Below are 12,337 nucleotides of genomic sequence, written 5' to 3'. Positions count from 1 at the left end.
TTCTATGGGTGAAGGCTTGGTTGTACTAATTTCCGGGCGTGGAAGCAATTTACAAGCCATTTTGAAATCGCCTGTTGGTGCGCAAGTCATCTCCGTCATCAGTGACGACCCCAACGCCAGCGGCTTAGATATTGCACAAAAAGCCGGTATAGACACCTACGTAGTGGCGGCAGCAGATTTTTCCGTCGTTGCTGAATTTGAAGAAAAATTGGTGGAATTATTGCAAGCCATTGCGCCAAAAATAATCGCCTTAGCCGGCTTTATGTGCATACTCACTCCAACCATAGTGCAATCTTTTGCCGGGCGCATAGTTAATATTCATCCGTCATTACTGCCAAATTTCCCCGGGTTACGCACGCATGAACGCGCCTTGGCGGCGGGAGAGAAAGAACACGGCTGCACCGTACATTGGGTTATAGAAGAAATAGACGCCGGCGGCATTATCGCCCAGAAAAAAGTGCCGGTGCGAGTTGACGATACCGCCGACACGCTAGCAGCGCGAGTGCTAGCGGAAGAACACCGGCTATATCCAGCAGTATTAGCCGATTTGTTGGCGACATGATGCGACATCTGTGGTTAGCTGCAATGACGACAATAACTTGTGTGTTATCAGCAATTGCCACAGCTCAAACTCCGACGGCGGTTACGTTACGCTTTGATTTTTTTTATAACGATATCAAAATTGCCAACACAACCGACACTTTTATGCCCGCAGCAGATGGCACCTATACGCTACGCAGCCATGCTGCCTCCGTCGGTCTAGCCAAACTTTTACACGGCGATGTTAATCGTGAAAGCCAAGGGAGATTAGATGAAATTCACGGACTGCAAATGCATCGCTATAGCGAAACCCGCGGAAAGAAAAAACCGCAATCAGCAGTGTTTAACGAAGTCACCGACACATTATTGCTCCAACGCGGTGATGACAATCGCGAAGAGCAGACGGAAGCACCACTGTTTGATTATCTAACCGCACTGTATCGTTCCTACGTACTAGGGCGAGTCGTGGACGGAAAAACGCCAACTACCAACGGCTGGCGGCTTAAAACATACAACTACACAGCGGGAACAGCAGAAGACGTGCAAACCGGCGCGGGAACGATGCAAGCGGTGCCATTACGCCGCCACAGTGAGCGCGGCGAGCGTATACTTTGGTTAGCACCAGCACTAAATTTCCTGCCGGTACGTCTACACATAGATGACAAAGGGCACGTATTTAAATTAGTTTTGGTGGGCTATTCTGGCATAAACATAGACGGCTAACTGTCCATACACAACCAAATAATAGCCTCCCATAAAACTACCTACATTGAGTCACCGAAATAGTATGATAAAAAATATAAAACGCAGAGTTTATTCCCCCTTCAAAAAATTATCATTTCTGAAAAAATCATGTTATTCCACATCATTTTTATTCTCTTGAGCGCTAGCTTCCGCATGATTATTTTTTCTCGTTTGTTTTATTGCCGGTTATTGCTAGGATTGCTAGCACTAACAGTTTTTTCTGTTAATGCCGCGCCGTTGCCGCGTGACATTCAACAACTCGCAAAAAAACACCGCATCCGCACCGACAAAATTGGCATTGTTATTCAACGGGTGGGAGACGACAAACCGTTATTGTCGTATCAGGCGGAAAAAGCATTTAATCCTGCGTCAGCAGTCAAGATTTTCACCACAGTGGCGGCCATTGATTTACTCGGACACGCACACCGATGGGAAACCACATTTGCACATACCGGCGCAATTAAAGACGGCATATTACAAGGAGATTTGTATCTCATTGGTAGCGGCGACCCACAAATCACACTGGAAAACTTTTTTCTTTTGTTGCACGACTTACGTAACCGTGGGCTGCATACGATTAATGGACAATTGGTAATTGACAACACATTTTTTAATCTGCCACCGCACATCGCCTCAGCGTTTGACGGTGCACCGCTCAAGTCTTACAATGCTGGCGCCGGTGCACTGGCGGTCAATTTCAATGCCCAACAGATAGTATTACAACCACAAGAAAAAAAAATCCACGTTTATGTTGATCCGCCTAACGACAATATTGTCATTGATAATCAATTGCGCCCTGGTAAGGGAAGATGTTCTTCATGGCGCAACAAAATTCGCGAGCGATACCTAGGAAACGAAACTCGCATTACCGTATCACTCAAAGGCATTTTTCCTCCGCGTTGTGGACAACAATCTTTTTACATAAGTGCACTCAGCCACGAAGCAAATGCCGCTGGTGTTTTTGGTGCACTGTGGAAGCAGTTGGGCGGAAAATGGAACGGACAGTGGCGAATTGAAAAAGTTCCGCCAACGGCTGTTACGCTGACAGTTTTTGAGTCCCCGCCGCTGTCACAAGCTATCACCAGCATGAACAAATTCAGCAACAATGTTATTGCCCGAAATTTATTTTTATCGCTAGCCGACAGTAATACCTCACGCACTTTAGCAACAGCACGTGAGGCTTTTCATCAATGGGCGGCGGAACGAGGTATAAGTGGTGGTGGCTTTTTTGTTGACAACGGCAGCGGCTTATCACGACAAACGCGAGTGCAGCCAGCGCAAATAGCAATACTACTGCAATACTTGTGGGCACATCCACTACGCGCAGAAATGATTGCCTCCCTGCCCGTTTTAGGAATAGATGGCACATTACGAAAACGTCTAAAAAAATTACCTATGCAAGGCCATCTCAAAACCGGCTCATTGGCGGCTGTAAAATCTATTGCTGGTTTTTTGCGCGATGAAGCTGGGCAAGATATACTTTTTATTTGCCTAACAGAAGAGCAAAATAACAACCAGGCTAAACAATTTCAAGACAGCCTGATGAAATGGGCACGCCGTCAGCCTTGAGTCAGAGACGTATAATTTCACTATGACAAATAAAAAAAAGAAATGGTCAGCACTGTTTAGCGCACCGCTGGACGCCCGTGTGGCTAAATTTAATGCGTCAGTACGCTTTGATTATCGTCTAGCTGAACATGACATTGTCAGTTCACTGGCACACGCCACTATGCTGCAAAATCAGGGAATCATCAGTGACAGCGACGGCGATGCCATCAAAACGGGGCTCAATACTATTTTAGAAGAAATCAAAGACAACCGCTTTGATTGGCGGGAAGAAGACGAAGATGTCCACTTTAATATTGAGCGGCGCCTTGTTGAATTATCCGGTGATGCAGGTAAACGGTTACACACAGCACGTTCTCGCAATGACCAAGTGGCAACTGACTTGCGGCTGTTTGTGCGGGCGCGTATTGATATGCTGCAAAAAAGCCTTTCCGACGCACGATGCGCCCTGTTAACGCAGGCGGAACAACATGTGAATACGCTTATGCCAGGAATGACGCACTTGCAAGTGGCGCAACCAATATCTTTTGCCCATCATATGCTGGCTTATGAAGACATGCTAAACCGTGACAGCGCACGCTTTGCTGACTGTCGTCGACGCGTGAATATCCTACCGCTAGGCGCGGGTGCACTAGCCGGCACAGGGCATCCAATTGACCGACAACAAGTTGCTACGGCACTCGCGTTTGATGGGTTATGTGAAAATTCTATGGACGCCGTTTCCGATCGTGATTTTGCTATTGAATTCACTTCCGCTGCTGCTATTTTGATGATGCACTTATCACGTTTTTGCGAAGAAGTGATTTTGTGGTCATCACCAGCGTTTGGCTGTATTACGCTGGCGGACGCTTTTTGCACCGGCTCATCCATCATGCCGCAAAAGAAAAACCCTGACGTGCCAGAACTCATTCGCGGCAAGTGCGGGCGAGTTACCGGCAGTCTTACCGCATTGTTGATGCTAATGAAATCCCAACCGTTAGCCTACAACAAAGATAATCAGGAAGACAAGGAACCGGTTTTTGATTGTGCTGACACGGTGCAAGAATGCACAGATATTTTTGCCGCAATGGTCAGCGCGATTAATGTCAAGGTAGCACGCATGCGCACACTACTGGAAGCGGGTTATCCGACGGCAACAGAACTGGCTGACTACTTAGTAAAGCAAGGCTTACCGTTTCGCCAAGCACACGATGTTGTCGCCACCATTATAAAAACACTGTCCACTACAGGAACGCGGCTGGAAGAAATGACACTAAAAGAGTTGCAACAGCACGTACCGCAAGCCGACGCGGGTGCACTGGAGGTGCTAAGTGCAGAATACGCAGTGCAGGCAAGAAATCATGTTGGCGGCACTGCACCGGAAGAAATTGAACGGCAAATTAAGCGTCGTCGTGAAATATTAACAGTTGAAAGTACCAGCAATTAATCCAGCACACTACATTAAATTAACTTTATTCGCTTGTTGGCGTGTCGTCTGTTACTTCCGACGACAGCATCTTAGCCAATTCTCCGGAAGCATACATTTCGCGCACAATGTCGGCACCACCGACGAATTCGCCATTGATGTAAAGTTGCGGAACCGTAGGCCAGTTGGAATATTCTTTGATGCCTTGGCGAATATCAGGATCTGCCAGCACGTCAACAGTTATCATATTGGTAACGCCACATCGTTTTAGTATTTCTACGGCAACCGATGAAAACCCGCACTGTGGAAAATTGGGTGACCCTTTCATGTACAACACTACAGGGCTGTTACTAATTTGCTCAAAAATTTTGTCTTGAATGTTCATGGCGATAATTGTGTTTGTAATACAAACGGAGATTATAATTAAAAAATGAAAAATCTAGTTTTAGTGTGGATTGTGTCGGCAGTCATATCGGCACCAATGGCAATAGCTGATAAAAAAATCAACTCTATTATAGCGGTGGTTAACAACGACAGCATCAGTCGCCTGCAAGCCGAGCGCGAAGCCGCTAATATTCTCAAAATAGCGCGGCAAAATGGCAACACACTCAGCTTTGAAGAGGCATCCCGCAACGCTCTTGAATCATTAATCGCAAAACGTCTGCAACTGCAACGTGCACGCCTGCTGGGCATTGCCATTCCCGACCATGCTGTGGAACGACGACTGGCCGAATTACGCGCAGAATGGGAAATTGCGGACGGTGCAGCGCTGGCACAAAAAGTAAAAGAACGTTTTGGTATAACCATGAAAAAATTCCGCGAAGCGGTACGCGATGAAATAACAATACAGGCGGTTTACTACAATGAAATATTTATACAAACCCCAGTTAGCGATGAGGAAGTTACCCACTTTTTACAAACCGAGACAGACGCCACACAAAAACGTCAATATCATTTGCGTCACATTCTCATTGCCGCCGATGAAAGTAACAAAGTGCAAAAACGCACTGAAATTGAGGCACTACGGGCCCGCGTTATAGCGGGGGAAGATTTTGCCTCTCTTGCCAAAACGCATTCCGATGGAGGCAACGCGGCGAACGGCGGTGATTTAGGCGCACGAGAATCCGACAATATTCCGACACCTTTTTTAACGGAGGCCAAAAATCTCCGGATAGGAGAATTAAGTCGCATCGTAGAAACCGCTCGCGGTTTTCATTTGCTCCAATTAATTGATGCTAAACGTAGTAGTTTGCGAGAAGGCGTTGATCGCATCAAACTCAGTCATTTATTTTTGCCCTTAGAAAAAAAAGATTTTGCCGAACAACTGCGAAAAGAAATTGAAGTGGGTGGTGATTTCAATGCCCTGGTTCAAAAGCATTCCATTGACTCCATAAGCGTAGAAAAAAATGGCGATTTAGGCTGGTTTAATGTGCACGATTTGCCAGATTATTTTGCTACAACCGTTCCCACTGTAAAAGAAGGCGGAATTAGTCCAGTAATTGAGTCGCCTTTTGGCTTGCATTTGGTACGAGTGGTCGAGATTAACAAACAAGAATTAAATGCCGAAAAAACACAAGAATGGGCGCGCGGCATCGTACACGAACGCAAAGCACTTGAAAACCGTTTGGAATGGCTAGAGCAGCTGCGCGGTAGCGCTCACATTATCGTGCTAGATCCGGAATATGCAGGCATTATCAACCAAGAAAACGAGTGACCGCCACATCGTCGTTACCACCGGCGACCCAGCTGGCGTCGGTCCGGATTTATGTTTGGACATCCTAAATGGGAATTGCCCTGCGACACTAACCATCATTGGTGACAGCAATGTCTTGGCGGCACGGGCAAAATTATTGCAAGTGCCTTTTGATGTTAGCGACTATGCAGCAGATTCAACAGCACAGCGCATGGTTTTACACAGTCCAGCAACAGACGTCATACCCGGACAATTGTCATCAGCGAATGCGGCTCATGTATTGTCGCAACTGCACATTGCAGTTGACGGTTGTCAGCAAGGGCACTTTGACGCCGTTGTTACAGGTCCGGTGAGCAAGGAAACCATCTGCACCGCCGGTTACAATTTTTGCGGGCAAACGGAATATATTGCCGAGCTATCCGGCGCACCACATCCAGTAATGTTGCTCGCCAGTAGTTCCATGCGAGTAGCACTAGCAACACGACATCTACCACTATCACAAGTTGCTGCTGCGATTAATGAAGAGACATTAGTTAACACATTGAGAGTATTAAACGACGGCATGCAGCGCCATTTCATAAACCGCGCACCGTGCATTGCCGTTACTGGGCTCAACCCACACGCCGGCGAAGGTGGCTATCTGGGCGATGAAGAAACGCGAATTATTATTCCGGCAATTGAGCGAGCGGTACAAGCGGGCGTGAATGCGAAGGGCCCTTTTTCTGCCGACACTGTTTTCTTTCGTGATGATTGCGACTGCGTGCTGGCGATGTATCACGACCAAGGGTTACCAGTTATCAAGTATGCTCATTTTGACAACACCGTTAATGTAACCTTGGGGTTACCTTTTTTGCGCGTTTCACCCGACCACGGCACGGCGGCGGAATTAGCCGGCAGCAACAAGGCACGTCCCGATAGCATGCGTGTTGCCGTTGCGCTAGCGGCCCTATGAATGTACCGCGTAAGCGTTTTGGTCAACATTTCTTGCGCGACAAAAATTTGATCAACGCTTTGCTAAAACACATTGCGCCTCAGGAAGGTGAGGAATTTCTTGAAATTGGTCCAGGCAACGGTGCACTTACCGAAGCTTTGCTGCAAGCGCCGATTAATCTCACAGCTATAGAAATTGACCGCGAGCTAGCTGACGGACTTCGGACTCGTTTTGGTAAAAAATTACACCTGCTTGTAGACGACGTACTATGTACAGACTTGGCCGGATTATTGGCCGGCGGTAATGTCCGGGTGGCAGGTAACCTACCGTACAATATTTCCACGCCGTTGCTTTTGCGGTTAGCTGATTGCCGTTCCCGCGATATGCACTTAATGCTGCAACGCGAGGTAGCAATGCGTCTGCTAGCGCAACCCGGCGGCAGCGATTATGGGCGTTTAACTGTGTCGGTGCGATTATCGTACGATGTAGAAGAAGTGCTACAAGCGCCACCGGAAGCGTTTTGGCCAGCACCCAAAGTACACTCCACCGTAGTACGCCTGTTACCGCGAACACTACCACTAACGCTGACGCCCACATTACAAATATTACTAAAAGCGGCATTCCAATCACGCCGCAAAATGCTTGGCAATGCGCTAAAGAAATTTACTATTAATTGGCAGACCGCGAATATTGAACCTACTCGCCGCCCGCAAACGCTTTCACCAGAAGAATTTTCAAGACTGGCGACACATATGCTAGTCCCGCACGAGGAAGTTAATGTTTAAGCGTAGTGGATTGGTGTTGACAGTGTTGTTGTTAACCGCATGCGCTGACGGCACATTCTCTCAGCATGCTGGTTTTGAAAACATTCACAACACGCTAAGTGATATGCCACCGACAGTGGCGGAACAGGCACTATTGGCGCGCTATCGTCCTATTTTATATGTAGCAAATGGCGAAGAAGGACCGATTGATTTTTATGCCGACTATATTAGTAACGGTGAATTATTTAGCGGTAATACATTACTGATACGTAATCCAGATACCACTGCTCTTAATGCCGTCCGTCATAATCCGCAAGCAGTATTCACACACCAACCAACCGTAAAAACAGCAATGCCGGTGGCTTACGGTGGTGTCTATCACGCCACCTTGCAACTAGATGAAAAAGACGTGCGGGAACTAACGTTTTTGAGCTATCATTTTGCGTTTCGCCATTCTGGCCTGCCGGCTGGATTGACGAATTTTGGTCGAGTATTAGCAAATATCTTCGCTAATGCGCGCGACTGGCATCAATTGGACCATTACACAGCGGTATTTATAGCACTTTGTGAAAACACCCCTTTTGCCATCATATTGCAACAGCACAATTATATGCGCACCTATTTTATCGGCGAGGACGCAGCCTTTCCCGCCGGCAATGCCCCACAAGTAAACGCAGCAATATCTTCCAATGAGTTATATCCACACCGAAAGGAAAAAACAAAAAGGCGGGCAGTAGGATCTATCCATGCTGGCAATGTAGATTATCTTATCGGCTCCGAAACACGTGCCGGATTTTTTACAGCACCTGATATTACAAGTGGTGACAGGCAAGTGAATTATGAATTACAGTTTCTTCCACCCAATGACGCCTTTTATGTGTTTAAGGGGCGACTTGGCGAACACCGCCGCCTGCCCGGTAGAGATGGGCCGCCAGGGGCAATGTATCGCACATTACCTAAATTGTTCCCACTAGAAGTAGCACTATATGCTTTTTATTGGCAAGAGGGAGACACTGATTATGCTCAATTACTAAAAAAAGAGAATCTTTCTAAAACAGGGCTCAGACAATTAAAAAAACGCTTTGCCAAGCGTTGGCGGGAATTGCAGAAATCAACGGATAGATACCGCTTCATTCATGATAGCAAGGCAAGCAATGTAGCTAATTTACAACAAAAAACCAACCGTTAAACAACAATTAATTCACACTGCTTTTTTTTCAATTTGGATGACACAACCGCACATTACCAAACAGGCATATACGCAATGCTAAAGTTGCGATAAAATTCGTCTCTTGGGTCGTTAGCTCAGTCGGTAGAGCAGCGGACTTTTAATCCGTTTGTCCAGGGTTCGAACCCCTGACGGCCTACCATATATTCCTGTTTTATCCCTCCCGAAAAAATGACAACCGCCAAACAAGCCCTTGCAGCCGCCGTTCAGCGTAAACAACAACTTGACCTACCTTATGCTGGCGCACTAACACCGGATGAAGCACATACACTGTGGCAAGAAGAACCTCAGGCAATGCTGGTGGATGTTCGCACCATACCAGAAATGACTTATGTCGGACGAGTACCAAATGCGGTAGCTATCCAGTGGCAATTTTTTCCCGACATGACAGTTAACGAGGCGTTTTTGGATGAACTTAAGAAAATTGCTGACGTCAATCAACCGGTAATGTTTTTGTGTCGCAGCGGAGTACGCTCACACTACGCGGCAACAGTGGCGACAGAAGCTGGCTATTGTGCCGCATTTAATATTTTGGAAGGATTTGAAGGCGAATTAGATACAAACGGCCACCGCGGCAAAATTAATGGCTGGCGATGCCGTCGGCTGCCTTGGGTGCAATCATAGTGTCTGCTACCCGTCGCCGCCGCACACAACTAGCTAAGCGGATAGGTGACGGATTTGTTATTTTGACGGCGGCTGCGGCCGCCTGCCGCAGCCGCGACACCAATTATCCTTATCGCCCGGATAGTTATTTTTATTATCTTACCGGCTTCGTTGAACCTCAGTCCGCACTGTTACTCAGTGTAAAAGCAGGTCGTATTGCCCGCGAAATTTTGCTGTGTCGCGGACGTGACCGACGGACCGAACAATGGAATGGCGAACGGCTAGGTCCTTTACGAGCTCGACGGCAACTACAAATAGAAGAAACCGCCGACATCATGTATTTTGACTCGCTACTGAGTGATGTGGTTTCCGAACACGACCATCTTTACTGTTTACCGGGAACCGATGCCGCCTTAGACGCCAAATTGATCACCATTATCAGTAATCGACGAGCACACAATCGCGACAGCACCACTCCCATTCAAGCATTATGTGATGTATCCTTACACTTAGACGCCATGCGTCTAATCAAAGATACCGAAGAAATTGAGCTCTTGCGGAAGGCAGCACAAATTAGCAGTGACGGTCATCGAGCGGCGATGCGTGCTGTCAGGTACTCTAAAAACGAAATGCAAGTAGAGGCTGCACTAGTAGCAGCATTTCGTTCTGCTGGAGCACATTATGCTTTTGAACCCATCGTGGCGAGCGGTAAAAACGCCTGTACCTTGCATTATTGCGCTAATAACGCACCAGTGCGCCAACGCCATTTGGTATTGGTTGACGCCGGAGCTGAATATTGCGGTTATGCTGGTGATGTTACGCGTACCTTTCCCGCAAGTGGAAAATTTACAGAGGCGCAAGCCGATGTGTACGATATTGTGCTGGCCGCACAAAAAAAAGCGCTGACGGCTATCAAACCCGGCAACACCTGGAGCGCCATAGAAAACACGGCAACACGCACTCTGGCGCAAGGGTTAATTGATTTGGGGTTGTGTAAAGGCACCATCAAAACGGTGTTAAAAAAAAGCAATTACCAACGTTTTTATATGCATCGCATTGGCCATTTTCTTGGGCTGGACGTGCACGATGTTGGGCGCCATAAAAATATAGCTGGGAAACAAGAACCGTTGCGCGCCGGCATGGTGGTAACAGTGGAACCGGGATTGTACATCCCCGATGAACCTGATATTCCGGCACCATTACGCGGTATTGGCGTACGCATAGAAGATGACGTGCTAGTTACCGATAACGGAAAGGAAGTACTATCAGGGGCACCCAAAACACGCACCGATATTGAAGCATGGATACACGGTTGACAAATATCTGCATCATTGGCGGCGGCATTGCTGGTCTCACATGCGCTGCCCTTTTGAGACAACGGCACGGTGCAGAAGTATTGGTTTTAGAAAGGGCTTCAAAAAACGGGACGGAAGACGGCAAATCAGTAATGTTTAATGCCTCATCGGCGGCTGTGCTTGCCGAAGTAGGCGCGTGGCCAGAAAAAAATGCCGCTTTGCGACAAATATTCGTGTCTTTCGGTAACGCTCCGGGCAGTGCAACCATTGGCGACGGCAACGTGCCTTTGGGGTACGGCGCTTCCCATCACACGGTGCTGCAGACATTGACGACTTCTTTAGACAATTCGTTATGCTTGTCAGCAAATGTTAAAAAACTAACTCCGGAAAACGATGCCGTCCGAGTAGATTATGAAACACCGGAGGGCGAAAAAAGTGTAAAAGCACAAGCGGTTGTAATTGCTTGTGCGTGGCCGGGATTACCTACACCATTTCAGAGTCGCGTTTTTGATTATCAGCAAGCGGTAATTGCACTGACTGCTAAGACAGACAACTGGCCGCCACATTGCGCTTTTGAAAATTTTGGCAAAAACGGCATCGTAGCTCTAGTGCCGCGCGCCGATGCGAATAAACCAGTGGGAGTAATTATTTGTGCCTCGGAAGCGGCGGCGGGACAGCTGACAGTTCTGAATGATAACGCGTTTATGCAAATCATTAATGACGAATTTGGCGGGCGTTTTCGCCTACACTCACCGTCGAAACGTTTTGTTTATGCACCACAGGCGCGGCACGTGCGTCCTTTAGCAGCGGCGCGCATAGCCTGCTTAGGAGGGGGCGCCAGCATGTTGCATCCAGCAGGCGCGCAAGGATTAAATATCGGTATTGCCGATGCTGATTGTTTGTCATCATTGCTTGCCAAAAATAGCAAAAGCAGTGTAGAAGACGCCCTACTCAACTATGTGCGGCGCCGTTCTGTAGCGCATGTGGCAACACTCGCTGCAACAAGTGTATTAGCAATGGGCGGACACGCGCGGTTTTTTCCTTTTCGCGTGGCGGGAGGATTAATAGCGAGTACATTATCGGCAGCATCACTACCTTGGCGCCATCAAATCACCCGCTTTTTATCTGGGCAAAAAAATATAACCACCGTCTAAAACACAACGGCAAGCGACGAACTAAGCCGATATAAAATGCCATGAAAGGCTGTAAATACTTTTCACACCTTATTATTTCTTTGTCCCATTTTTATTTTTGGTCGTATAAAAGCCCCAAGAATCAAAGCCCATCTTGATAATACAAGGCATTCTCATACGATAGTCACCATAAAAACGCAAAGTTATAACAACAATCGGTTGTCTAAAATCGACAACCCGCCTAAATTTTATTTGTTTTTATTTAACAATTGAAAGGAATTTATAATGAACACCACATTTCAACCCATTAAAACTGGCACTATGCTCGTCATGGCGGCTTTGCTATTTGGCGTTTGTATGGGGCGGCATTGCTGAAGATTCGTTCAAATCTTATGTCGCTGCACGCGCTCTATTGTTAATGGATCTCTAACGCCT

The 12,337-nt window shown here is 47.3% G+C and carries 12 protein-coding genes and 1 tRNA gene; 12 read left to right on the top strand and 1 reads right to left on the bottom strand.

The window, feature by feature from the left end:
• Window positions 1-4 precede the first annotated feature (4 nt).
• From purN to argH, 4 genes are all read left to right on the top strand, one after another.
• Window positions 5-562, top strand: coding sequence for a phosphoribosylglycinamide formyltransferase (gene purN, locus NQX30_07165; GenBank protein ID MDM5148140.1), 558 nt, complete (start codon window positions 5-7; stop codon window positions 560-562).
• Window positions 559-1,263 carry a DUF3108 domain-containing protein gene (locus NQX30_07160; protein ID MDM5148139.1) on the top strand — a complete coding sequence of 235 codons (705 nt, stop codon included), beginning with the start codon at window positions 559-561 and terminating at the stop codon, window positions 1,261-1,263. The genes purN and NQX30_07160 overlap by 4 nt, the downstream gene beginning before the upstream one ends.
• Before the next feature lie 174 nt (window positions 1,264-1,437).
• On the top strand, window positions 1,438-2,853 hold the full coding sequence (gene dacB, locus NQX30_07155; GenBank protein ID MDM5148138.1) for a D-alanyl-D-alanine carboxypeptidase/D-alanyl-D-alanine-endopeptidase: 1,416 nt from the start codon (window positions 1,438-1,440) through the stop codon (window positions 2,851-2,853).
• A 22-nt stretch (window positions 2,854-2,875) separates the two neighbouring features.
• A complete protein-coding gene (argH, locus tag NQX30_07150; GenBank protein MDM5148137.1) occupies window positions 2,876-4,276 on the top strand; it encodes an argininosuccinate lyase in 1,401 nt (466 codons plus the stop codon).
• 25 nt (window positions 4,277-4,301) lie between these two features.
• Here argH and grxD read toward each other — a convergent pair whose 3' ends face one another.
• Window positions 4,302-4,640 carry a Grx4 family monothiol glutaredoxin gene (gene grxD / locus NQX30_07145; protein MDM5148136.1) on the bottom strand — a complete coding sequence of 113 codons (339 nt, stop codon included), beginning with the start codon at window positions 4,638-4,640 and terminating at the stop codon, window positions 4,302-4,304.
• 45 nt (window positions 4,641-4,685) lie between these two features.
• Here grxD and NQX30_07140 point away from each other — a divergent pair, with 45 nt between their 5' ends.
• The 8 genes from NQX30_07140 (at window position 4,686) to NQX30_07105 (ending at window position 11,923) form a co-directional block, all read left to right on the top strand.
• Window positions 4,686-5,969, top strand: a complete 1,284-nt coding sequence (locus NQX30_07140; protein MDM5148135.1) for a peptidylprolyl isomerase — start codon at window positions 4,686-4,688, stop codon at window positions 5,967-5,969.
• Complete coding sequence (pdxA, locus tag NQX30_07135; GenBank protein MDM5148134.1) at window positions 5,938-6,900, top strand: 4-hydroxythreonine-4-phosphate dehydrogenase PdxA; 963 nt, start codon at window positions 5,938-5,940, stop codon at window positions 6,898-6,900. Before NQX30_07140 ends, pdxA begins: the two co-directional genes overlap by 32 nt.
• Window positions 6,897-7,664 (top strand): 16S rRNA (adenine(1518)-N(6)/adenine(1519)-N(6))-dimethyltransferase RsmA, encoded by a 768-nt coding sequence (gene rsmA, locus NQX30_07130; GenBank protein MDM5148133.1) that lies wholly within the window; start codon window positions 6,897-6,899, stop codon window positions 7,662-7,664. The genes pdxA and rsmA overlap by 4 nt, the downstream gene beginning before the upstream one ends.
• A complete protein-coding gene (locus tag NQX30_07125; protein ID MDM5148132.1) occupies window positions 7,657-8,832 on the top strand; it encodes a hypothetical protein in 1,176 nt (391 codons plus the stop codon). Before rsmA ends, NQX30_07125 begins: the two co-directional genes overlap by 8 nt.
• 105 nt (window positions 8,833-8,937) lie before the next feature.
• A tRNA-Lys gene (locus tag NQX30_07120) sits at window positions 8,938-9,013 on the top strand.
• Between the two features lie 29 nt (window positions 9,014-9,042).
• Window positions 9,043-9,495, top strand: a complete 453-nt coding sequence (locus NQX30_07115) for a rhodanese-like domain-containing protein (GenBank protein MDM5148131.1) — start codon at window positions 9,043-9,045, stop codon at window positions 9,493-9,495.
• The gene (locus tag NQX30_07110; protein MDM5148130.1) at window positions 9,465-10,790 is read left to right on the top strand and encodes an aminopeptidase P family protein; all 1,326 of its coding nucleotides are present in this window, start codon (window positions 9,465-9,467) and stop codon (window positions 10,788-10,790) included. Before NQX30_07115 ends, NQX30_07110 begins: the two co-directional genes overlap by 31 nt.
• Window positions 10,775-11,923, top strand: coding sequence for an FAD-dependent oxidoreductase (locus NQX30_07105; GenBank protein ID MDM5148129.1), 1,149 nt, complete (start codon window positions 10,775-10,777; stop codon window positions 11,921-11,923). Before NQX30_07110 ends, NQX30_07105 begins: the two co-directional genes overlap by 16 nt.
• Window positions 11,924-12,337 lie beyond the last annotated feature (414 nt).

The organism is Candidatus Persebacteraceae bacterium Df01 (genome assembly GCA_030386295.1).
Taxonomy (GTDB): Bacteria; Pseudomonadota; Gammaproteobacteria; order Tethybacterales; family Persebacteraceae; genus Doriopsillibacter; species Doriopsillibacter californiensis.
The sequence above is the reverse complement of the archived record's forward strand: the minus strand, read 5'-3'. Positions and strand labels throughout refer to the sequence as shown.